We start from the raw sequence: 23,744 nt of genomic DNA on the forward strand, positions 1-23,744 counted from the left end.
CTGGTTTCCAGCACGAACCCCATGTTACTGGAGGTGGTAAAGCAGCTGTAGAGCATCCATCCTTCAAATGGGTCAATATAATACTTGGTAACTTAAAAAATGCGCTCAAAGGTACTTATCATGCAATTAATCGCAAGCATGTTCCGCGGTACCTGGCAGAATTTCAGTACAGATTCAATCGCCGATATGATCTGCCGTCCATGATTCACAGACTGATTTATGTTGCTCTTAGGACTCCACCCATGCCATCAACCATGCTTTCTATGGCTGAAGCAGAGTGGTAATCAGATTCTTTTTTAAACTGATCGCTTTGCATAGACCTCTATATTTTATAAAATTATATCCGTTCAAACAAGGATGTGGCTCTTCCATAATCAGGAGTATACAAGGACCGCGGAATGGTCATTGCCGTTTAGACCTCTATATGAATGGCTGATTGTTTTATTGAAAAATTTAAATTTCCTTGATTTTATTATCCAATGATATTATGTGACACCCGCCTTTATTCTAAAAACCATAAACTTGATTCTGATTTTGTTCTTTATGAAATAGAGATAAAAAAGCAGAGCAAGGTATGAAGATTGGGATTATGCTTGTTGTTCCAGGTTGAATTTTCCGCTGATAATGCTGACATATTATGATTCATGGATTTATTTCTTATGGATGCCTTAATAGATTAGAATTTTTGATAAGGTAGCAAGGATGTGGCGCTTGGAATTAACATCAGCATTACGATATCCTTAACAGGCAAACTGGAATACTGGATTACGACAGCAGACAGGATTCCCTGCCGCTGGCTATGCAGATCTCAAGCATGGTTACCGGTTGTTCCACTTAACTGGTATGCGTTTAATGCTGCAACTTAGGAGAAGAATGTCATGGGAGCTGAGGAACTGAAAAAAGTTTTCACGCCGGATAAACTTGCCTGCCTTTTCCCGGCAGAAAAAAGCAATGAATTCTTTGATGCTCTTTTTGGAGATGCTTCCGAAGGAGCTTATGATATCGAACTGAAGTTCAATGGCGCCAACGCCGAGTTTATTGAGTTCGAGTTCCTTCTAAAGCAGAGACCCGGAAAATGCCTTGCATGCAATCTCACCTATGGACTTCCGCAGGTTTTTTCGAGACATCCGATTATCAATGTCAAAAAACTCGTTACCGAAATCACCGCCGTGGCTGGCATTAATGAAGCCAAAGACTGGACCCTCGGTTCAACAAGGGAGATTTCACGTCATCTCCACGCTATTCCATTAAGAATCAAAATAGCGTGAGTTTATCTTAAATACTTTGTAAAATCATCATAGGCTTGGTGAATACCAAGCCTTTTTATATTTTTATCAATAGTGATGGTATCGCAAAAAGCAAAATAAAGCGTCGGCGTTATGCCGGGCTTAATCCGGCATCCAATAATTTCACATACTCTGAATTCCGGCCTGCACAGGAATGACGGAATCGGACTTTTTGCGAACTTGTCAATAGTAACCCTATATCAAAATAGAGAACTCAGCCCTGCTTTTTTCTTTTGGATTCAAGGGCCTCAAGCTCCTCTTTTGAAAAGAACTGTTTGGTATTGCAGTGGTGGCAGGTCATTTCGAGTGGAAACGGGCCATGGTCTCTCATCTCATAAAAGTCCTTGTCAGGAAGCATGGCAATATAGGCGGCCATCTGTTCCCTTGTACATCTGCAGAAAAACTCAACTCTGTGATTCCCGATGATTTTGGGAGAATATGCTGAAAAAGTCTTATCAATTAACTCTTCAGCTGAAACTCCTTTATGAAACTCGTCACCAATGGAAGGCATCGTCGCCAATATAGTTTCAAGAAAAAGAGCTATATTTTCATCAGCTCCAGGGAGAAGCTGCAGAAAAATCCCGCCAGCAGCCTCAACTTCGCCTGTGCTTCCGAATTTTATACTCAGATTAAAGGCGGTGGGGATCTGTTCTGACACTGTAAAATAATTGGCAAGATCCTTGGCGATACTCCCGTATTCCATCATGACCTGACCAGTGAAGGGCATTTTTGCGCCTTCAAGGTATTTTGTTACTGAAATAAAACCTGCCCCGAAGATTGGCGGCATATCCAAGCTTTCGACAGGTTTTTCTATGGGTATGGAATTTCTCCAAAGATGCCCCCGAATTTCTCCTTCTGCGGTGGCTTCCACAAGAAGTCCCTTGACAGGTCCAGAACATTCAATTTTGAGAGCGACCCGGTCCCTGTCCTGAATATTCATGGTCATGAGGCCGGCAGCAATATAGGCATGCCCGAGTATATAAGTCTCAAGGATTCCTAATTCATGATTGGCTCTCATTTCTTTAATCAGGGAGGTTGCGTGAAGAACAGCTCCCCTTACTAGCCCGTCAGCCATTATGAATCTGTGTAGTCTGTCTTTTGTTGCGGCCTTGAGTTTTTCCTTGGTACTGCCGTATATTTCCTTTTTAATCATTTCTTTCCTGCCAGATTTATATTTTTTTAAAGAAATAGCTTTTTCATGATCTGTTATCATCAAATGACGAATGATTCATTAGTTTTTCCCTCACCTGATGTCTGGCCCTATGTAGCCGAACCTTTACATTTGACTGTGAAAGGCCGGTAATTTTAGATGTCTCTTCCACAGAGAAACCTTCCATGTCCCTGAGAACAAGAATCAGACGATATTGGGGAGGAAGTGCCTGTATGGCGTTTTTTACGATCTGCTCGCTTTCAAGAGAAATAAGCCTGTCTATTGGTTCTTCGGTGAGGCTGCCACAGGACTGGGCTTCAAGCTCATCTTTAAAATCAGCGTCATCCAATGATATTTCTTTATCAGGAGCAAATTTGGATTTTTTCCTCATTCTTATGCATGCAGTAACCGCTACCCTGTAGAGCCAGTTTTTGAATTTGGTCTCATATCTGAAATATTTCATATATCTGATCATGTTGATGAAGGTATCCTGAACAAGATCCTCGGCATCGGCGGGGTTACGGCATATTTTTAGACCGAAATTGTAAAGCCTCCGGGAGTATTTTCCCACAAGGCTTTCCATGAGGTGAGGGCTGCCATCATTAATATTTTTTATGAGGACAGCATCTTCGTCAGTCTGTAGTTTTGGGTGTTTTGCAGGTTTTTCCATTTTTCCTGTCCGCCAACTGGCAGGCATCAGCCATTCAAGTCGAAATTCCGAACTTCGGCAGAACGAACTTCTGCAGAATAATCCAGAAAACCACAAATCCAATAATCATTAAGAATTCATTCATTATTCACCATCCTGTTTTTATTATCTTGAATTGAATATGTCAAACTGCTCTTTGTTTAGAGCATCTCTGGATGAAATAGTTACAATGAGGAACAAAAAAACAGGTGGGAAAATTACTGAATAAAACCATTACTACAAGCTTGACAACGTCGCAATAAGCCAGATTACCGTCATTCCAGGACAGGCCTGAATCCAGAAGAAATTGGAAATACAAAGATACATGATCAAGTCAGGCATGACTCCGTTGCCTTTTTTAGTCAGGTCTGAAAATAATCTTTACCTGCCCTTTCATCTGAAACGAGGCTTCGCCTATATGGATGCTTCCGAATGTTTTGGAGCCTTCACCTGCCCCTTTAACCCTTATATTGTCGTAATTTATTCCCTTTGTTCGTATGGTTTCATCAAGGGTAATAACACCATTTTCATATTTTGAATTCCCTATCCTCTCCCAGGAGCCAGTCCTGTCTGAAACAAGAAGGTCAAAACTTTTGGAGACATCCGAAATCATATTTGCCTCAAAATCAGATTTGGCTACAGGTACAAGATTTTGAACAATAGAGCTATCACTTATTTCTGCAAATCCTGACTGAGCTTTCACCATTTTCAGATCATCATCTGAAAGTTTTACTATTTCAGCGAAAACAAGCCCTGGAGCGATTGCAAAAAAAACAATAACTAACATGAATGTAAATCTGCACATAAGATCTCCTTTTTAAAAGAAGATAATCATTGGCAGGCTTAAATTCAAGAACAAAATTATTATAAATTCAGTATGTTATAATCATTAATGTTCCCTTTAGAGAATCGAATTGTCATGTTTTTAGCCTGGTTTTCCACATTGAACGCCGCTCAGTCAAGCTCACCAGATTGCTAAAATGGCAGATGCGTTCACTCCTAAACAATTTACCAGTCGTATTGACATTGAAACTATATATCGGCAAGATAAGCCTTGGGTTGCCTTGCCTCAATACAGACCTATTGAATAGAATTTTCAAAAGAGATTGATCAATTCAAAAAATGTTCACAGCGCCAACTATTATATCAATGTTGGCAAAGTCTAAAAAAGTCCGATTACCGTCATTCCTGCGCAGACTGGAATCCGGAAGTATTTGAAAAATACAAAGATAACTGATTAAATCAGGCATGACTCTGATGCCTTTTTTGACTTTTTGCGAGTCCGTCAATGTTGTTGATAATACAGATAACCTGAATTAAAAGTGGTCATATGAATAATTTCAAATTATTTTAGACCATCGCTTGAAACAGCAAAACACCCGAGGCAATTTTGGCAAGATAATAAAAAGCTCGGAAATCACAAGACTCCGGCCGGAGGAAAAATGTCAAAAAAAATCATAACCATCCAGATTTTCTTTCTGATTCTGTTTACCGCAATTTCGGCTTTTGCAAGCGAAGTATATGTCCCCCCTGCCCTCTCTGAATGGACAAAATGGATAATGCATGAAAAAGAAACCAATTTCTGTCCTTCGGCATATAACAGCAGCGACACCAAAGAATGCTTCTGGCCTGGAAAGCTTGAAATATCAGCAAATAATTCGGGGGCTACATTCAGTCAGTCGTGGACAGTAACAGCCGAAGGCTTTGTTAGTATTCCAGGTGACGCGGAAATATGGCCCCAGAATGTAACGGCCAATAATTCACCCGTGGCGGTTACCATGCAGGAAGAATCACCTTCTTTAAGACTTAAGCCAGGTGAATATAAAATCACAGGCAACTTCAAGTGGAGCGAACTACCCCAGAGAGTAAAAATCCCTGATTCCACAGGGCTTGTCGGACTGTCCATAAACGGATCGATTGAAAAATCTCCGGTTGTTGACGATTCTGGCTTTCTCTGGCTCTCCAACCAAAATGCCGGGAAATCGGATGAAAAAGCAGAAAACAGAATGGATGTAAAAATATTCAGGCTGTTTGAAGACAATACCCCCCTGGAAGTTACGACCATGATTCAGGTCAGTGTTTCAGGAGATGTAAGAAGAGAAACCCTCCCACCTGAAACCCTGCTTAAGGACTCATTACCAGCCGCAATATCAAGCCCTTTGCCGTTAAAAATAGATGAGAAAGGCGAGATAAAATTCGAGGCAAGACCTGGAATATGGAACTTGGAAATAAAAAGCGTAATTGAAAAGAATGCTGACCAGGCAATCGGCTCAAGCGTCCCTTTTGGCCCTGAGATCTGGACATTCAAACCACATCCCGAACTAAGAAACGTAAAAATAGAAGGTGGAAGCCCGGTCGATCCCACCCAGACGACAATGCCGGAAGAATGGCGGGGATTCAGTTCTTACTTATTGAAAAAAGATGAAGGTCTGACATTCAGGGAAATAAAGAGGGGAAGTGGAAGTCTCACAGAAGGCGATCTGAATCTTTTCAGGGATCTATGGCTTGACTTTGATGGATCAGGAGCTGTCGTGAGAGACCAGATAAGCGGAAAGCTTGACCGCAGATTTTTCCTTGGACTCGAAAATACTGACTATCGACTTGGAAGAGTCACATCCGCAGGCACGGATCAGCTGATAACAAACCTTGATAAAAATTCAGGAATAGAAATGGAAAAAGGCGGAATAAATCTGTCCGCTGTTTCGAGAATGGATAGAATCAATTCTGGCAAAATACTTCCTGTGGGCTGGAACATAAGATTCCAGAAAGCCGAAGGCAGCATTCACATCCCGCCAGGATGGAGGCTTCTCGCAGTAAGCGGAGGAACAGTTCCTGACCGCACCACATGGCTGGACAGATGGTCGCTCCTCGATATTTTCATAGTAATGATAATAAGCGTGGCGGTCGCAAAAATATTCGGATTTTCATGGGGACTGATCTTTTTCGCGGGCCTTGCCCTAATAGCACACGAGCCTTTTGCACCCAAATCAATATGGATCTTCATCACAATTACCGCAGCCATATCTGCTCTTATGGAGAAAAACCAGGTCAGATCAGACAAGGCAATGCTTGGGATAAGAATTGCACATATTGCCGCATGTCTTATTCTTGCAGGCTCAGGAATAATGTTCTGCTATACCCAGATAAGGCTCGCAATATATCCCCAGCTTGAAAAGCCATGGATCAACGCACCTTTATCTGCTTCACTTACAGATGCCGTAAAAAAGGAAATGCCCAAGCCCCAGATGCTCGCAAAATCTGCTCCTGCACCAGCACCGATGCCTGCTGAAGCTCCTGCAGTAGAAGCTGACAAAGAGGTCATGATGAACATGAGAGCAGGTGATCAAGCTGTTACAGGATCAGGAGCGATCGAAGAACGCAAAGCCAAATTTGATTACTCACTTGAACCCCAGGAAAAATCCATCACCCAGACTGGCCCCGGACTTCCTGAATGGAACTGGACAAGCGTACCTGTGAAATTTGGCCTTGCAAGCGGAACTCATAAATTTGCGCTTTGGCTGTCTCCGCCAATTGCAAACACGATTGCCGGATTTGTAAGAGTTTTTCTATTCCTTGTTCTTGCTTCAAGATTCATTAATATCAATATAGGCCAGATCCTTAAACCCGGACTCAAGATTCCCCAGATAGCTATTATTGGGACCGTTGCCATCCTTGCGACGGTTTCTCAGTCCCATGGCTCGGACATTCCAGGATCTGAACTTCTTAAAGAACTTGAAACAAGACTGCTCAAACCTGCGCCCTGTTTTCCTGAATGCGCCTCAGTGCCTCATCTGAAAATCAAGACTGCTCAGGATTTCAGAACCGCTGAAATAACCATGGATATCAATGCAGCCATTAAAACAGCAGTTCCCCTGCCAACAGGATCTGAAACATGGGAAATATCGGCCATAAATACAGGACAAAACAGCAAGCTCAGCATTCTAAAAAGAGACGGAATAAACTGGATTCTGGTCAATGAGGGAGCCAGCAGAATAATGCTCAATGCATCATTCAAAAGCGCATCGACAGTCCGCTTTTCATTTCCGATAAAACCGATGTTTGTTGAAATAAATGCGGATGGCTGGAGTGTTTCAGGACTCGATGAAAACCAGCAGGTTCAGACAGAGCTTACCCTTTCAAGAACAACCGCTAAAAAGACAGAAACAGAAGAAAACCTTGAGGAAACCGCCTCGAGCCTCAAAGGTTACATGAAGGTATACAGAACCATTAATATGGGTCTTGAATGGAAAACATTCACAAGGGTCGAAAGACTCTTTCAGGCTGGTGGGCCAGCAGCCATATCCGCGGATATTCCTCTCATAAATGGAGAAATTGTTCATAACTCAAAGGTAAAAGTAAAAAACGGAATGGCAAGGGTTGAAATTGGCCCTGGAGAAACAGCCGTGGAATGGAATTCCTCAGTACCCGTTAGCTCAGAAATAAAAATGCAGGTTCCTGAAAACTCAGCCTGGGGAGAAATATGGCACGCGAACGCATCAAGTCTCTGGCATCTTTCGTCAGACGGAGTTCCTGAGGTTCACATGAATGGCCAGCCAGGAACATACTGGTATCCACGCCAGGGAGAGACAATTGTTCTAAAGGCCAAAAAACTTGAGGCTGCTGAGGGAGATTCAACCACCATCGACGCTGTTAGCATCAATTACCACGCAGGAGAGGAATTCAGCAGAATAATTCTTGATGCCAGAATAAGAACTAGTCAGGGTGGAATTCTGCCTGTAAAATCGCCGGTTTCAGCAACTCTTAAAAACGTGAAGATAAACGGCAACATAATCCCGCTTGGAGAATCTTCGGGCAAACTTAATATCCCGCTCCAGCCCGGAAGCCAGAATCTGAACATAGAATGGCTCGAAAAGCCTGAAGATACGGGATTCATTGCAAAAATATTCACGCCTAAAATAATCAAAACACCTGAAATAAATATTGGGAAGGCAAGCTCGAACATAACCGTGAACATGCATCTTCCTGAAAAAATGTGGCTAATTTTCACCTTCGGCCCCAGACTCGGCCCTGCCGTTCTTTTCTGGGGATATCTCATCTTAGTCATTGCTGGAGCTGTGCTTCTTGGCATGTACGCCCCTGCACCTCTTAAAACAAGGGACTGGATACTCCTCGGAATCGGACTCGCCCCGCTTGGGCCGGGAAGCATCATTTTTGCTGTCATGTGGTTCATGGCAATCAGTTTCAGAGATAAAAAACAGCCTGAGAAAAAGCTGCTTTTCAGACTAATGCAGATTTCCCTTATTGTTTCCACATTCATAATGGCCGGAATTATTTATTCGTCCATCCAAAACGGACTTCTTGGAATCCCAAACATGCAGATCAGCGGCAACGGATCAAACTACATGCTTCTAAAATGGACCCTCGACAGATCAGGAGAAATACTTCCGTGTCCAAGCGCATTGATGTTTTCCATATATATTTTCAGACTCCTCATGTTTGCATGGGCCGCCTGGCTTGCCTTAAGAATAACAGAATGGGCAAAGTGGGCATACGCTGCTCTCAGACAGGGCGGTGTATGGCAAAAAAACAGCTGAACGTATTAGAAAAAGTCTAAGAGCGGCCTCAAGCGGGTCGCTTTTTGAAAAAAGCTCCGCAAAAACTTTCCGGTAATTAGACAGTGCATGCACAATTTGGGGGCATTTGAGTCTGACCATAATAGAAACATAAAGTTTTTGAGGGGACTTAAGGAACTTTTAACAAAAAGTTCCCCAAGATCCATAAGTCTAAAAAGGATTATTATTTCGCTTTTCAACAGCTAAGGGGAACATAGCCTTTTGAAAAGGCTCCGCAAAAGCTTTTCAGAATTTATGATTTTAGAATTGTGACTTTTGATTCTTAGAGGTGGATATAAACAGGACAACCATCATAGAATGAAATCTTTCAAAAAAACTCTTTTCATATTCAGGCGTGACTTGAGACTGAATGACAATACCGGCCTGATTAAAGCCCTGAAGCAGTCGGAAGAAGTTGTCCCCTGCTTTATTTTTGAGGATGCTCAGATAGCATCTCATCCTTACCTCAGCGTTCCGGGCTTCAGATTCATGATAGATTCCCTTAAGGATCTGGACTCACAGCTCAGGAGTTACGGTTCATGCCTGTGGCTGTTCAGGGGCATATCATCTGAAATCATATCGGAACTAATAGAAAAGCATGGTGTGGATTGTGTTTGTGTGAACAGAGACTACACGCCTTTCAGCCTGAAAAGAGATGAAAAAATTGCTGAAATATGCCGGCAGAGAGGTATATCTTTTGAATCTTGCAGTGATCTTCTTCTGAATGATCCTGAAAAGACGCTCAAGAAAGACGGAAAACCATACACTGTTTTCTCACCATATTTCAGAAATGCTTTTCAGATTGTCATTCCTGAACCAGAAAAGATTCCTGAAAACAGATTCACAAGAAGCTGCATTAAGCAGGATTCAAAGCTTGAGAATATTTTCAGTGAAACACTTGGCCATTCGTCACCTTTGCTTGAAATCAAAGGAGGAAGATCAAGCTGTCTCAAAATCTTAGACAATATGCGTATTTTTTCAGAATACGAAGCCCAAAGAGATTTCCCATTTTTAGAAATGACAACAGGCCTCTCGGCCCACCTTAAATTCGGAACATGCTCTGTCAGGGAAATCTATCATAAGATCAAAAATATCTTAGGCTCAGGATTGATGGATCAAGGATTCCCGCTTCTAAGGCAGCTTTACTGGAGAGATTTTTTCACCCATATAGCCTTCTTCTTTCCACATATCTTCGGCAATTCATTCCATAGAAAATTTGACGGTATAATATGGGAAAATGATGATGCGAAATTCCAGGCATGGTGTGAAGGGAAAACAGGTTTTCCGATTGTCGACGCAGGCATGAGGCAGCTGAATGAAACGGGCTTCATGCACGGCAGAACAAGAATGATATGCGCATCCTTTCTGGTCAAGGATCTTCATGTGGACTGGAAATGGGGAGAAAAATATTTCGCAACCAGACTGACTGACTATGACCCATCCGTCAACAACGGCAACTGGCAGTGGGCCGCGTCCACAGGATGCGACAGCCAGCCTTATTTCAGAATATTTAATCCGTGGATTCAGCAGAAAAAATATGATAATGAATGTTTATACATCAAAAAATGGGTTCAGGAATTACAGGCTTTTCCCTCAAAAGCCATACATGACCTTGAGAGACAAAGTCTGCCAGGTTATCCAGCCCAGATAACAAATCACAAAACAGCATCAGAAAAAGCCAAGAAGCTTTTTGCAAATTGTAAAATTCTTTTTTAATCAGCTTTTAAAATTCATTCAATTTTTTACCCCTGATTCAACCTGTTACATAGACTGAGCATTAAAAACTGTTGTGAGACGTTTGCCTTGCATTGTGCAATATAGCATAGTGCGGTATGAATCAGCTAAAAATAATATTTTCATCTCATGTTTTTAATAGCATAAAATTAAAAAATATATACTGATTTTATTTTTAGAATTAAATTCTATAAATAGAATAATATCATATTATAACCTTATATATCACGACCCTTCCAAATTGATTGCAACGCACAAAACATTCTGGTAATCAAATCAATATGATGGTCTCGCAAAAAGACAAAGAAGGTATTAGCATCATGCCGGACTTGATCCAGTGTCCAGTACTTTCAGCAACTTATAGATTCCGGCCTGCGCCCAAAAACGATAATCGGACTTTTTGCGACCTTGTCAATATTAGGATCTTTGTTCTCATGACAATAAACCGCAAAAGCCATTGTTGTGACCTATGCCATATATTAAAAAGGAGGATATATTATGTTCAAAAAAAGCATAAGCCACATTTTCATTGTTCCTGTACTAGTAGCCCTCACAATATCAATTGCAGGGCTTGTATGGTATATAAGCAACTCTTCCTACAATATTTCCCTAAAGCTTGCGGTGCAGTCCATGAATAACATGGCAGACACCACTGAAAAAGCCCTTGATCTTTATATTTCCGGATTTGAAGATCTTTCTTACACAATATCCATGGCAAAAAGAGTAAGGGACTCCCTCTCAGGAGGTTCTCCTGATGTAGCCCAGCAAATGCTTGAGGATTATGTAAAAACCCTTGATGACTTCAACTCAATGGTTGTCTTTGACATGAAAGGAATTGCAATTGCCGGAGTCAACAATCAGGGCAAAAGTCTTGCCGGAATGGATCTGAATGACAGGGATTATGTGCAGAACATAATAAAGGGAAAAGACAAATTCATTTCAGAGTCTTTGATGAAATCAAAGGTGGATGATTCTGTTTTTTTTGCCGTAGCCCATGCAGTAAAAAACACTGAGGGCAAGACCATTGGAGGTACTGCTGTAATTCCAAAATGGGAGATATTCACAAACAAGTACATAGACCCTATAAGATTCGGGGAACGTGGTTATCCGTACATGATTGACGGAAAGGGCGTAGGAATTGCCCATGCTATAGATAAATCAATTATTTTCAAGGATGTATCAGGTTTTGATTTTATCAAACAGACCCTTGAAAAGAAAAATGGGCATATAGAATATGAATGGAAAGGAGAGGACAAGATTCAGGCTTTTGCCACAAACAGTAAAACAGGTTGGGTAATATGTATGAGCGCTTACAGCAAGGAATTAGCAGCCACCGCCCTTAAACAGAGAAATGTTCTTATCGTCGTCGGCATCACAGTCATAGCAGGTCTTTTTTTCATAATGGTCTTTTTCTCAAACAGACTAATAACAATGCCAGTAGTAAAAATCATGAAGTTCACAGAGAGAGTGGCAAAGGGCGACCTTGCCGCACACCTTGAAGGTCCTTTTAGCTGTGAGCTTGAGGAATTGGCAAAAAGCCTTGCAGAAATGCAGACAAACATGAAAGCTATGATCTCTGAAATAAAGGAAGGTGTTTCCACAGTCACCGAGTCTTCAGAAACTCTTAAAAACATTTCAAATACAATGGAGACATCGTCCAAAAATGCCGCTGAAAAAGCTTCGAGAGTTTCTCATTCCTCAGAAATCATAGCTTCTGATATGACCCAGGCTTCAGCCAATATGGAAATATCAACAAGCAACGTAAACACCATTGCAACAGCGACAGAAGAAATGACATCAACAATAAACGAAATTGCAAGAAATGCGGAAAACGGCAGATCCATAACAGGAAAAGCAGTGGACATGGTCAGAAAGGCGTCCGAAGATGTGGAAAAACTTACCGCCGCAGCAAACGAGATAGGCAAGGTCACAGAAACCATAAACGATATATCGGATCAGACGAACCTCCTAGCACTTAATGCCACCATTGAAGCTGCAAGGGCAGGAGAAGCAGGAAAAGGATTCGCAGTTGTAGCCAATGAGATCAAGGAACTCGCCAGACAGACAGCAGAAGCGACCCAGGACATAAAAACAAAAATAACGGACATCCAGGAAACGTCAAACAACACAACAACAGTCATCAGAAAAATATCAGAAGTAATTACAGATGTTAACAGCATTGTTGCAACAACCGCCGCATCAGTTGAAGAGCAGAACGTGGCAACAAAAGAAATAGCTAAAAACATCACGACTGTATCTGAAAACATCGGAGAGGTTGCATCCTCCGTAATTGGAACAAACAGAACGATTGCAAATATTGCAACAGATATGAAAGATGTCGACAAAGAAGCAGCTATCATTTCTGACAACAGCTCCCAGATTTCCCAGAAAGCGCTTAATTTGGCGTCTCTGGCAAAAAATCTGGAATCGATGGTTCAGAAATTCAGCCTATGAAAAAAACGGGGAGCTTTTTGAAAAAAATGTGGCTTAGAAATTTTTTTTAAGTTTAAACATTTGATGGTCTCGCAAAAAGTCTAAAAATGGCTTAAACATCATGCCGGACTTGATCCGGCATCTTTGTATTTTCAATTACTTCTGGATTCCGGTCTACGCCGGAATGACGGCAATAGGACTTCTTGTGACCTTGTCACATTTAACTGGAAAACCGCTTTCCCCAAAAGAGTTAGTTTTCCAGGGAGGAAATATCAAGGAATTCCATCATTTGTTTATAGTGACCCTGAGAACTTCCTGATAAGTGGTAATCCCACCAATCATTTTTGCTATTGCGTCCTTGCGCAGGGATCTCATCCCTTCTTTTTCCGCCATATTAGTTATAAGCTCTATATTCACATCAGATGTTATCAAAGCTTTTATGGTATCAGTCAGAGGAAGAATCTCAAAAATACCGATACGGCCAAGATAACCTGTATTTCTGCATTTTACACAGCCCTTGCCCCTTGTCAGTGTAATTAGACCTTCAACTCCAGTCTCTATGCCCATTATACTCAGCTCGGATGAATTGATCTCATAGTTTTCCCTGCAAAATGGACAAATCTTACGAACCAGACGCTGGGCTATGATACCGGTTATTGTTGCCTGAATAAGGAACGAAGGAACTCCAATATCAAGAAGGCGCACTATTGATGACGGAGCATCATTGGTATGGAGGGTGGACAATACGAGATGGCCTGTGAGCGAAGCTTGAACAGCATTTTCAGCAGTTTCAAAGTCTCGCATTTCGCCTATCATGATTATATCAGGGTCCTGCCTGAGTATGTTTCTAAGTATGGATGAAAAAGTTATATTTATAGCGCTCTGCACGGCTATCTGGTTAAAATCCTCATGAACCATTTCTATGGGATCTTCAACAGTCATTATATTTACTTCAGGAGTCGAAAGCCTTCTCAGGGCTGAATAAAGGGTCGTGGATTTGCCGCTTCCTGTTGGCCCGGTAACAAGTATAATCCCGTTAGGTCTTTCAATAAAAGACTTGAACAGACTGAAATCCCTTTCAGAAAATCCAAGCCCGTCAAGATCCTGAAAAAGAATGTCAGGATCCATTATGCGCATGACCACCTTTTCACCAAAGGCCACGGGAACCGTTGACACACGGATTTCAACCTCGACATCGTTTCTGTCTATCTTGATACGGCCATCCTGCGGCCTTCTTTTTTCTGCCATATCAAGCCTTGAAAGAGCCTTTATTCTGCTGATTATGGCATTATGAACTTTTTTGGGAAGTTTGTAGACAGGATGAAGAACTCCGTCAATCCTCAGCCTTACAAGACTCAGATCTCTTTTGGGCTCTATATGGATATCACTTGCCCTCTGCTGAATTGCATAGCTGAAAAGATGGTTGACCGCATTTACGATATGATGGTCGTTGGCAGGCAGATCATCGCCTGTTTTTAGACGGACATACTGCTCAAGGTTTCCAAGATCAACAACCGGGCCTTCGAACTGGGTCTCAGCTGCCGCTATTGATCTCTTAAAACCAAAAAACTCGTCAATAAGCCTGATAACATCGGTTTTTGAGCTTACCACAGGCTTGATTCTCATCCCTGAAGCCCGCTTGATATCATCAAGAACTTCCGAGTTGAAAGGATTTGGAGTTGCTACTGTCAGCTCGCCATTTTTGACTTCTATTGGCAGAATAAGGTGTTTCAGCGCAAAATTCTTAGGTATGGTTGTGGTAACAATATTAAGATCAAGTTTGAGCGGATCGATTTTTTTGTATGTTAGCTTCCAGTAAGTTGAAAGAGCGTAATAAATGGCGTCCTCGTCAAGCCTGGAGGAATCGTGCTCGGAATCAAGATTCATGGCAACTATCACATCAATGATATCAACGGCATCACGATATCCAATCTCAGGCGAAGACGATGCTTTTTTTTTCTTTGCTACTTCTCCCTCAAGGCGCTGACGTACCTGGTCTTTCTGCCTCATTATCTGTCTGGCCTGATCCACTGATACAAGGCCTATTTTTGCAAGTATCTCGACAATGCTTTTTTCGTCAGCAAATCCGAACTGAGTCATATTATTGCGCTGCTCCGGCTTAAATAAAATTGAAATAGGTTTGATATGGTCGCAAAAATCAATCTTTCAGTCATTCCGGCGAAGGCCGTAATCCAGAAGTGACTGAAAATATAAAGATGCCGGTCAAGTACGGCATGACCCCGACGCCCTTTTCTGGCTTTTTGCGAGTCCATCAGGTTTTATGGCTTCGTAAAAAAGGCCCCGGCATCCGGTAATATTCAAATGGCTGAAATCGGCCAGGCCTGAATTAACATATAAAAAACTGATTTGTACTTATTGGATTAAGATGCTAATATATTTTTAATCTTAAAAATTTCCGCTTCCCCCTATTAATAAACTAGGAGGTGAATTGATTTAAAGCAGGATCATCACTTAGGTCTGTCCGTTTAATTCAATATTCTCTTTAGCAGCAGACCTTTTCATCATTTCCACAAATCAATCACTAATCCATCAAGAATTATGTATATATGATTTTTGCTAAAAAAACATATAAGAGAATACGCTCTATTTCTTTCAGGTTGCTTGCTTATATATTACTCGTAAGTTCTTTTCTTACTCTTATTATTACTGTGCTTCAACTGTATTTCGACTACAAGAAAGATATATCGATAATTGAAGAAAGTCTTAAACAGATAAAAATCAGCTATACCGACAGCATAGCCCATCATGTATGGAACATGGATACAGACGGACTTAAAACACAGCTCAATGGCATTTTGAGCATGCGGGATATTGTTTACGCTGAAATCAATATGGCCGGAGAAAAATCGGCTCTTTCTGTTTCGGCCGGAGAAAAGGCAACCAACATCCCTCTGCTGATTGCGGAATATCCTGTAATATATGAAAGATCCGGAACATATATAAGCATAGCGTCACTGAAGGTTGCCGCCTCAAAAGTCGAAGTAATCCAGAGACTTAAGGAAAAATTTTTTATAATTCTTGCCTCTCAGACAGTAAAAACATTTATTGTTTCAATATTCATTGTAATTCTTTCGAACATGATCATCACAAAACATCTGGCTGTGATGGGAAATTATGCGGCCAATCTTGATCTTGGCAAGCTTGATGATCCACTTGTCCTGAATAGAAAGCACGGTAAAAACAGTAGACTCGACGAACTGGATCTTGTTGTCAGGGCAATTAACAGGATGAGGCAGAGATTAAAAATATCCTATGAAGAGATTAAGGCAAAATCAAGGATAGAGGGTGAACTTGGAGCAGCCGCATCCCTTCAGAGATACGTAATTCCAAGAAAAGCTCCTGAGTCCCCAAGCTATGACGTGTCTTTTCTTTTCCTGCCGGCACTTGAGGTAAGCGGCGACTATTTCGATTTCTTCGAAATCGACGATAGCAACACAGGAATTGTTATTGCGGATGCATCTGGCAAAGGGATGCCTGCCTCAATACATATAAACACAGTCAGGGTGCTTCTAAGGTCCAGACCGGAGCTCCACAGATTTCCAGACATAATGCTAAATATAATAAATACTTATGTCAGAAACGAACTCCCTGAAAACCAGTTTATAACAATGGCGTACCTCTTGATGAAAGAAAATGGAAACATCACCTATCTTTGTGCAGGGCATGAACCGTTAATACACTGCAATTCCCAGGGTGAAATTACATTTATAAAGCCATCGGGGTATCCGATATGCTGCATACACGCAGACAATTTTGAAACAAGATTACAGAGTCATATGATTGATTTACAGCCAAATGAGACATTGGTACTTTACACAGACGGAGCCACAGATGCCATGGATGATAATGGCAAAATGCTTGGTGAAGGTTTTTATGATATGATTAAAAACCTAATTCACCTTACGGCAAAGGAAATGATGGATGAAATAAAATCACAGATTATGCATTATCAGGGCAGCAAAAATCAAAATGACGACATAACCATAATCGTTATTAAAAGAAAATAGGCATTAACATGAAATACAGGATATTTACACCTATGATACCAAAACCAACAATAGACGGGATCTACGGCTACCTCCTCGACGAAGGAAAAAAACTCGGAATTCCTGATCCCCTGCTTAACCAGATTACCATGGAAAATGCAGCCAATATCAGGATTAGCTTTCCAGGCCATACATCACAGCTTGAGCTTATAAGAAGGGTCACTAAACAGATAGCACGGATAGCTCCCGGATTTTCCGACGACGATATCGAAGACATAAGTCTAGCACTCGATGAAGCATGCACAAATGTAATCCGCCATTCTTACAGGGGGCAGAGCATTGGTGCCGTGCAGGTAGAAATCAGCATAGAACCCAACAAGGTAACCATAACCCTCATGGACAAAGGAGAAGAAGGCCAGCTGTTCAATCCTGAACTTCTTGCTCCTGTGGACAAGGAAAGATATCTTGAAAGCCTTAGTAAAGGTGGACTTGGAGTATATCTAATCAAAAAAATAATGGATGAAGTCGAATATGTTGTGTCTCCTGGAGTCAGAAACTGCCTGACCATGGTCAAATATATATACCCGAACAAAAGCAAATAAGCAGTTTTAAAATTTGTTGCCTAAGGAATCATGGTCTGCGGAAAAGAAGGAGTATAAAATGCTTACAATCAAACAAGAGATTAAAGACAATATTGAAATAATAACCCTCAGCGGTATTCTGAATGCGGATACAAGCCCAAGACTTGAAGATGTTCTTGAAAGAGTGGCTGAAAAGCCGGAACCCAAAATCATTATGTATATACCCGAGCTCACATACATAAGCAGCGCAGGCATAGGCTGCTTCATCGGGGTGATAAAAAAAGTACGCACAAAAGGTGGAGACATAAGATTTGTAAAAATGGATTCAAGAGTACTCAGGGTGTTTTCCCTTCTTGATATGACAGATTTCTTCAAGACTTTCGACAGCCTTGAAAAAGGAATGGACAGTTTTTCCTCATGAAAAGGTAACCACTGATGCCTGACAAACCAACAAGAGAGAGTCTTGCAGATGATTCAGGCTCGGCCAGAAAGATTCATTCGCTTGAAACCCTGCTCGATTTTGCAAAGGTCCTTAATTCGGCTCGAACACTAAAGGTGGTTTTCGATGCCATTATGCTGACATGCATGGGAGAAAAAGGCATATCGGTCACATCAATACTGCTTCATGTGAATCAAAATAGCTGCATATTTGAGATTAAAACCGTCAAAGGGATAAATTTACCCAAGGATAAAAAAGTACTTAAATTCACTGAAGAATTAAATAAAATTATAGATGGACAAGGATACGCTTTTTTTAAAGAGCTTGAGAAAACTGAAACCAGGGCAACTTTGGAAGTCCTGAATGAGCTTGCCTGCACGTTAATCATTCCTGTTCATTTCCACAACAAACTTATCGCATTGCTTCTATGCGGCCCTAAAATAAGGGGAATAAACGATCAGTATTCAGATGAGGATATAAACTTCCTAAAACTCATCGCGTCTTACTCCGGAATAGCAATCAGCAATCTTATAGGGATAGGACTTCTTACTAAAAAGAAGGAGGATCTTGAAAAAAAGCTATTTGAGCTTGAGGCACTTGAAGAAACACGCAGAGCCCTTACATCCAGTCTTAATCTTGATATGCTTTGCCACGCTCTTCTTCTTAGTGTCATGGGTTACATGAAATCAGAAAGTGGTCTTTTCTACATTTCATTGAAAGACCCAGAAGAATTCACCTTGATTGCAAACACAATAAAAAAGAATGACTTGTCTTTACCCCAAAAAATATTTCTTGATAAAAAATCCTTCCAGATAATTGCAGACAAAAATTTTATCAGGAGAGAAACAGAGTCGCTTTTAGGCTTTTCTGGCTTACTTGACAGTGTTAATGCCTCTATATGCTTTCCTCTACAACATGAAGACATGTTCCGGGCTCTTTGTTTCTTGGGGCAAAAAGCAATCGGACCTTCTTTTTACAAGAAGAACGAACTTGATCAGGCAGCCATGCTTGCAAGACAGTCCATTGCCCCCATAAAAAACAGCATTCTTCATTTAGAGCTCCAGATTAATAACCAGATACTGAAGGAAGCGGAGCTAACTGCCAGGAAAAACGAAGCAAGACTGATGAACCTTCTGGAAACATCAAATGAAGGATTCCTTGAGATAGACTTTTCAGGCACCATCATAAATATAAATCAGGAAGTATGTAAAATAATAGGTCTTCCTAAAGAAGAAATCATAAACAGGAGTATTTCAGGGTTCATTCCTCCTGATTCCGTGGCGATAGTTCTTGATCAGCTTGAAAAGAGAAAAAAGGGAGAAAAAAGCAAATATGAAGCATCCATAATATCCAATACAGGTGAATTGGTTCACTGCCTGATAAGCGCAGCGCCTATTTATGAAAGCCAGGATATGTCAGGAGAGCCGTCAGCTTCTTTTGCGATGATAACAGACATTACAAAGCTAAAAGAGACAGAGGAAAAACTTAGGGAGTTTGCCAAAATTGTATCAGCATCAAATGATATCATAGCGCTGATTGACAGAAACCAGTTTCATAAGACAATAAACAAGGCATATGAAAAAGCGTTTTGCCTCGCAGAAAAAAAAATTTATGAAACAAGTCTCCTGGACGTTTTCGGTGAGAATCAATACCAGGGAATAATCGAACCATCCATTATAAAATGCCTGAATGGTGAAAACGTCCATTTCAGAAACTGGCTCAATTTACCAGGATTGGGCAGCAAATATCTTGACGCAGCTTTTTATCCTTATTTTGAAAACAGAGATCTCCCGTCTGCCGCAATAATAATAATGAGAGATGTCACAGAAATAAAAATACTTGAAACAAATCTGATGCAAGCCCAAAAAATGGAGGCCATAGGCGCGCTTGCAGGCGGAATTGCCCATGACTTCAACAACATCCTTTCAGGAATCCTTGGATATATTTCTCTTGCCCAGCTTTTTTCAGAAGCCCGGACAAATGAATATCTCCAGAAGGCCCAAGGTTCCTGCCAGAGGGCTGCTGATCTGATCAAGCAGATTCTTACATTCGCCAGAAAAAACGAAGAAGAAATGAAGCCCTTCGCACTCAGCCCGATTGTAACAGAGACACTAAGGCTGATAAGAGCATCAGTGCCAGCGACTATAAGCATCAAAAACGAGATAGAAAACAGCTCAAAAATGATTATAGGCAATCCCACGCAGATTCATCAGATTCTCTTGAATCTTTGCACCAACGCGGTTCATGCGATGGAAAAAAAGGGCGGGTGTTTAGGGATAACTCTAAATTCCTTTGAGCCCAAAGATCTTGCAAAAATACCGGTTTGCCTCAATAATTGCCCCTATTTTGTTCTTACTGTGCAGGACGATGGAGTAGGAATGAGCGACGAAGTCAAGGAAAGAATCTTCGAGCCTTTTTTCACCACCAAAGAGCCTGGAAAAGGAACAGGGCTGGGGCTTTCGATGTCCCACGGGATTGTAAAAAGCCATGGTGGAGAAATAACTGTTGAAAGCATATCCGGGAAAGGAACAAAATTCAGTGTCTATCTCCCAATAACAAATGTCTCCCAGAAAAATGAAATAAATATTTTTTCAGAAACAACGCCAAAAGGAAAAGAAAGAGTTCTTTTTGTTGATGATGAGGAAACAATTGCTGAAATCAGCATTCTTCTTTTGGAAAATCTTGGATATCATGTAACAGGCTTTACAGATCCATTTAAAGCGATTGAGACTTTCAGACAAAAGCCCGATGACTTTGACATAATTATTACCGACCAGACAATGCCGGGCATGACTGGGCTTGAACTCGCATATAGGATTAAAAAAATCAGAGAAAACATCCCGATAATCATCTGCTCAGGTTTTTCAGAGCAACTTACACCTGAAAGACTTAAGCAAGCAGGTGTAAACAATTATATTGTAAAGCCCCTGAGTCAGAAAAGGCTGTCTGACACCATACGAAGCTTACTGGATGCCAATATAGGAGAGCATAAATAAAAATAAAATCATCCTAATTGCCATCTCAATCATTACATTAATCCTTGAAGGGTATGCATCAGCAAGGGAAAAGGAAATTCTTTTCGGCTGTCAAAAAACGGCAAACTCACCGAACGAATTTTGTTACGGAGAAAAACTTCATCAGGATAATCATATTATAGCTATTAAAGTCCTTATGCGGGATTTGGGAATCGGCACTCAATCAGTTTAGCATCATATTTCACGATAGAATGCCGATCATGTAAAAAAACATCTAAACAAAATACTTTACAGTTCCAGTATCGAAAATTTCAAAAGCATCTAAACGCCCCTCATTCCCTGAAATACATCCTCCACCACAAAAGGGGAGCATCTGATTCCAATACTTTTTTTCTTCACCCAGATCCTTGCTATTGGTATCACTTCCCCGGATACGCCGACTATATTTGGCATTTCCTCTGCAAAACATATATCAGATGATCTGAATTCATAATAAGAAGTATTGGAACTGAAGGGGTCTGGAACGATTACAATCTTTTCAGAATCATGGGGATGATTGAAAAGAGCTCCTGTAAAAGGTACATGATTAATCATAAGTTCATTAATATCATGCGGCTCATGGTAGCAATTCAATGCCAGTTTTTCGGTTTTTTGGAGGAAATGGTTTACAGGCATAGAAGACTCCCCTTTCTGGAATTAACCCCAAAATACATTGTCTGATAACATAAAAAGCTGCTTATTAGGGCCTGTAAAACAGACCTGATTAGCTATATATATACAACAGTAAAATGATAAAGGCATCTCTAAAAACAGCTTTTAATGATATCGTCGGCTATACTTTCAAATTATTTTTCGATGCCATAAAATATTGACTTCCATGAAATTATATTTATGATTCGTGGCCGCAGAGTATATCAATTATGGAGATGAAGTAATGCAAAAACCAGTTGTTAGCCTTAAAAACATAACAAAAACATATGACAACACAGAAATGGTTCTGCACGACATCTCCCTTGATATTTATCCGGGAGAATTCCTTACATTGCTGGGCCCTTCAGGGTGCGGAAAAACAACAATACTGAGACTTATTGCCGGTCTTGAGTCCTGTGAGTCAGGCGACATTTACATCAACGGGAAAAGGGTCAATGGCATACCTGCAAACAAACGCGATGTGAATACCGTTTTCCAGAGTTATGCTCTTTTTCCTCACATGTCAGTATTCCAAAATATAGCCTTTGGACTGGAACTGAAAAAAATCCCTAAAAATGAAATAAATGAAAAAGTCCAGGCCATTCTTGAACTGGTCAAGCTAGATGGCCTCGAAAACAGAAACATCCAGCAGCTTTCCGGCGGCCAGCAGCAGAGAGTGGCTATGGCAAGGGCCATCGTAAACAAGCCTCTCATCCTTCTACTTGATGAACCCATGAGCGCTCTTGACTACAAACTCAGACGAACTATGCAGATTGAGCTCAAGCATCTTCACAGGAAATTAGGAATCACATTTATTTTCGTGACCCATGACCAGGAAGAAGCCCTCACAATGTCAGACAGAGTTCTTGTGATGAACCAAGGCAAAATTGAGCAGTCAGGGACTCCAAAAGAAATATATGAAAATCCGGCCAATATGTTTGTGGCTAAATTTGTTGGGGAAATAAATGTTTTTGACGGAAGAGTAATAGGAACAAAGGGAGACCGAATGGCTGTCACAGCAGAAGACATGACTTTTGACTGCCCGAACACAAAAAGTTTTACTCCAAACCAGAAAATCAAAATGCTTCTCAGGCCTGAGGACATAAAAGTATCAAGGGCAAGCATCAAACCCGCAACGCCATTCTGGAGAGGCAGGGTCGAGGAACTCATCTATAAAGGTACGACCGTGGATCTGGTCGTCAATCTTGAATCAGGGCATAAAATCAACATCACGGAATTCTTCAATGAGGATAGTGAAGATATTTATTACACAACAGGTGAACGAGTCAACCTTACATGGATAAATGGATGGGAGGTTATTCTTCCAGATGAATAAAAGGTTTAATTTCAAAAATATATCTATCTCAATTATCTCTTTGTGGATAATAATCCTTATATTCATCCCCAATCTTCTGATTCTTGCGGCAAGTTTTTTGGAAAGAGATGAAACGGATATCATCAAATTCATTCCTACATTAGAAAACTATCTGTCTCTTTTTGAGCCTGTATATTTTGAAATATTCGTAAAATCGATCACATACGCATTCGTAACTACGGCACTCTGCCTTGTGGCAGCGTATCCGTTTGCGTTCATAATCTCCAAACTGAAGCCAGCAGCAAGAAAAGCCTGCCTTCTTTTTGTCATTATTCCATTCTGGACAAGCTCCCTGATACGGACATATGCCCTAATCGTAATACTTAAATCCAATGGAATACTTAATTCATTCCTTATGTTCACAGGCATTATAAACGAGCCTCTGGAAATAATGTATACTGATTTTGCCGTTTATATTGGGCTTGTCTATACCCTGCTCCCATTCATGATCATGCCTCTTTATGCATCTCTTGAAAAACTGGACAAAAGGCTAATTGAAGCTGCATATGACCTTGGAGCCTCAGCCGTTCAGGTATTTACAAGAATAATAATACCCATCACAATGCCAGGAATAATTGCTGGATGCATAATGGTATTTTTGCCTGCGCTCGGACTTTTTTACATACCTGACCTTCTTGGAGGAGCCAAATCCATATTAATCGGCAACTTTATCAAAAATCAGTTTTTGACAGCGGGTAACTGGCCTTTTGGATCAGCTGCGAGTGTCTTTTTAACACTCCTTCTGACTACATTCATGATTCTTTATTTCAAGGCAATGAAAAGATTCAACGCATCTTTGATGGATTAGCAACG

Annotated in this window: 16 protein-coding genes; 11 read left to right on the top strand and 5 right to left on the bottom strand. The window is 40.9% G+C overall.

From position 1 onward, the window contains the following. Both K245_RS24705 and K245_RS0114685 read left to right on the top strand, forming a co-directional pair. A partial coding sequence (locus K245_RS24705; protein ID WP_027359741.1) for a transposase occupies nucleotides 1-284 on the top strand: 284 nt, incomplete at its 5' end. A gap of 594 nt (nucleotides 285-878) precedes the next feature. Then, nucleotides 879-1,268: a hypothetical protein gene (locus tag K245_RS0114685; protein WP_027359846.1), complete on the top strand. Its 390-nt coding sequence runs from the start codon at nucleotides 879-881 to the stop codon at nucleotides 1,266-1,268. 232 nt (nucleotides 1,269-1,500) lie between these two features. Here K245_RS0114685 and K245_RS0114690 read toward each other — a convergent pair whose 3' ends face one another. The 3 genes from K245_RS0114690 to K245_RS0114705 form a co-directional block, all read right to left on the bottom strand. Further along, entirely contained in the window at nucleotides 1,501-2,439 is a 939-nt protein-coding gene (locus tag K245_RS0114690) for an Hsp33 family molecular chaperone HslO (RefSeq protein WP_027359847.1), read from the bottom strand. A 43-nt stretch (nucleotides 2,440-2,482) separates the two neighbouring features. Continuing rightward, nucleotides 2,483-3,106 carry an RNA polymerase sigma factor gene (locus K245_RS24710; RefSeq protein ID WP_051284171.1) on the bottom strand — a complete coding sequence of 208 codons (624 nt, stop codon included), beginning with the start codon at nucleotides 3,104-3,106 and terminating at the stop codon, nucleotides 2,483-2,485. 376 nt (nucleotides 3,107-3,482) lie between these two features. After that, nucleotides 3,483-3,929: a hypothetical protein gene (locus K245_RS0114705; RefSeq protein ID WP_027359848.1), complete on the bottom strand. Its 447-nt coding sequence runs from the start codon at nucleotides 3,927-3,929 to the stop codon at nucleotides 3,483-3,485. A 637-nt stretch (nucleotides 3,930-4,566) separates the two neighbouring features. Between K245_RS0114705 and K245_RS0114715 the strand changes: the two genes are divergently transcribed. The 3 genes from K245_RS0114715 (at nucleotide 4,567) to K245_RS0114725 (ending at nucleotide 12,885) form a co-directional block, all read left to right on the top strand. Beyond that, the gene (locus K245_RS0114715; protein ID WP_027359849.1) at nucleotides 4,567-8,679 is read left to right on the top strand and encodes a hypothetical protein; all 4,113 of its coding nucleotides are present in this window, start codon (nucleotides 4,567-4,569) and stop codon (nucleotides 8,677-8,679) included. 336 nt (nucleotides 8,680-9,015) lie between these two features. Continuing rightward, nucleotides 9,016-10,413, top strand: coding sequence for a cryptochrome/photolyase family protein (locus K245_RS0114720; RefSeq protein WP_027359850.1), 1,398 nt, complete (start codon nucleotides 9,016-9,018; stop codon nucleotides 10,411-10,413). A 516-nt stretch (nucleotides 10,414-10,929) separates the two neighbouring features. Beyond that, nucleotides 10,930-12,885, top strand: coding sequence for a methyl-accepting chemotaxis protein (locus K245_RS0114725; protein ID WP_027359851.1), 1,956 nt, complete (start codon nucleotides 10,930-10,932; stop codon nucleotides 12,883-12,885). Between the two features lie 264 nt (nucleotides 12,886-13,149). Here the strand turns inward: K245_RS0114725 and K245_RS0114730 are convergent, their stop codons facing one another. Next, nucleotides 13,150-14,964: a GspE/PulE family protein gene (locus tag K245_RS0114730; protein WP_027359852.1), complete on the bottom strand. Its 1,815-nt coding sequence runs from the start codon at nucleotides 14,962-14,964 to the stop codon at nucleotides 13,150-13,152. A 467-nt stretch (nucleotides 14,965-15,431) separates the two neighbouring features. Between K245_RS0114730 and K245_RS0114735 the strand changes: the two genes are divergently transcribed. The 4 genes from K245_RS0114735 to K245_RS26785 are packed head-to-tail and all read left to right on the top strand — an operon-like array spanning nucleotide 15,432 to nucleotide 20,887. Next, nucleotides 15,432-16,892: a PP2C family protein-serine/threonine phosphatase gene (locus K245_RS0114735; RefSeq protein WP_027359853.1), complete on the top strand. Its 1,461-nt coding sequence runs from the start codon at nucleotides 15,432-15,434 to the stop codon at nucleotides 16,890-16,892. 32 nt (nucleotides 16,893-16,924) lie between these two features. Continuing rightward, nucleotides 16,925-17,473 carry an ATP-binding protein gene (locus tag K245_RS24715; protein WP_051284172.1) on the top strand — a complete coding sequence of 183 codons (549 nt, stop codon included), beginning with the start codon at nucleotides 16,925-16,927 and terminating at the stop codon, nucleotides 17,471-17,473. 58 nt (nucleotides 17,474-17,531) lie between these two features. After that, a complete protein-coding gene (locus K245_RS24720; RefSeq protein ID WP_051284173.1) occupies nucleotides 17,532-17,873 on the top strand; it encodes an STAS domain-containing protein in 342 nt (113 codons plus the stop codon). Between the two features lie 14 nt (nucleotides 17,874-17,887). Beyond that, on the top strand, nucleotides 17,888-20,887 hold the full coding sequence (locus K245_RS26785; RefSeq protein ID WP_051284174.1) for a hybrid sensor histidine kinase/response regulator: 3,000 nt from the start codon (nucleotides 17,888-17,890) through the stop codon (nucleotides 20,885-20,887). A 300-nt stretch (nucleotides 20,888-21,187) separates the two neighbouring features. On the opposite strand, the gene K245_RS0114755 is transcribed toward K245_RS26785, so the two are convergent. Continuing rightward, nucleotides 21,188-21,541: a hypothetical protein gene (locus K245_RS0114755; RefSeq protein WP_027359854.1), complete on the bottom strand. Its 354-nt coding sequence runs from the start codon at nucleotides 21,539-21,541 to the stop codon at nucleotides 21,188-21,190. Nucleotides 21,542-21,800: 259 nt separating this feature from the next. On the opposite strand from K245_RS0114755, the gene potA reads away from it, so the two are divergent. Together potA and potB are read left to right on the top strand one after the other, a co-directional pair. Then, on the top strand, nucleotides 21,801-22,892 hold the full coding sequence (gene potA / locus K245_RS0114760) for a spermidine/putrescine ABC transporter ATP-binding protein PotA (RefSeq protein ID WP_027359855.1): 1,092 nt from the start codon (nucleotides 21,801-21,803) through the stop codon (nucleotides 22,890-22,892). Beyond that, nucleotides 22,885-23,739: a spermidine/putrescine ABC transporter permease PotB gene (potB, locus tag K245_RS0114765; protein ID WP_027359856.1), complete on the top strand. Its 855-nt coding sequence runs from the start codon at nucleotides 22,885-22,887 to the stop codon at nucleotides 23,737-23,739. The genes potA and potB overlap by 8 nt, the downstream gene beginning before the upstream one ends. Nucleotides 23,740-23,744: the final 5 nt, after the last annotated feature.

Source organism: Desulforegula conservatrix Mb1Pa, assembly GCF_000426225.1.
GTDB lineage: Bacteria > Desulfobacterota > Desulfobacteria > Desulfobacterales > Desulforegulaceae > Desulforegula > Desulforegula conservatrix.

Bases quoted from the DNA above. Each gene is read 5' to 3' on its own strand.
- K245_RS24710 (WP_051284171.1), bottom strand. From the start codon at position 3,106: ATGGAAAAACCTGCAAAACACCCAAAACTACAGACTGACGAAGATGCT.
- K245_RS26785 (WP_051284174.1), top strand. From the start codon at position 17,888: ATGCCTGACAAACCAACAAGAGAGAGTCTTGCAGATGATTCAGGCTCG.
- K245_RS0114685 (WP_027359846.1), top strand. From the start codon at position 879: ATGGGAGCTGAGGAACTGAAAAAAGTTTTCACGCCGGATAAACTTGCC.
- K245_RS0114720 (WP_027359850.1), top strand. From the start codon at position 9,016: ATGAAATCTTTCAAAAAAACTCTTTTCATATTCAGGCGTGACTTGAGA.
- potB (WP_027359856.1), top strand. From the start codon at position 22,885: ATGAATAAAAGGTTTAATTTCAAAAATATATCTATCTCAATTATCTCT.
- K245_RS0114730 (WP_027359852.1), bottom strand. From the start codon at position 14,964: ATGACTCAGTTCGGATTTGCTGACGAAAAAAGCATTGTCGAGATACTT.
- K245_RS0114755 (WP_027359854.1), bottom strand. From the start codon at position 21,541: ATGCCTGTAAACCATTTCCTCCAAAAAACCGAAAAACTGGCATTGAAT.
- K245_RS0114690 (WP_027359847.1), bottom strand. From the start codon at position 2,439: ATGATTAAAAAGGAAATATACGGCAGTACCAAGGAAAAACTCAAGGCC.
- K245_RS0114715 (WP_027359849.1), top strand. From the start codon at position 4,567: ATGTCAAAAAAAATCATAACCATCCAGATTTTCTTTCTGATTCTGTTT.
- K245_RS0114705 (WP_027359848.1), bottom strand. From the start codon at position 3,929: ATGTGCAGATTTACATTCATGTTAGTTATTGTTTTTTTTGCAATCGCT.
- potA (WP_027359855.1), top strand. From the start codon at position 21,801: ATGCAAAAACCAGTTGTTAGCCTTAAAAACATAACAAAAACATATGAC.
- K245_RS24715 (WP_051284172.1), top strand. From the start codon at position 16,925: ATGATACCAAAACCAACAATAGACGGGATCTACGGCTACCTCCTCGAC.
- K245_RS0114725 (WP_027359851.1), top strand. From the start codon at position 10,930: ATGTTCAAAAAAAGCATAAGCCACATTTTCATTGTTCCTGTACTAGTA.
- K245_RS24720 (WP_051284173.1), top strand. From the start codon at position 17,532: ATGCTTACAATCAAACAAGAGATTAAAGACAATATTGAAATAATAACC.
- K245_RS0114735 (WP_027359853.1), top strand. From the start codon at position 15,432: ATGATTTTTGCTAAAAAAACATATAAGAGAATACGCTCTATTTCTTTC.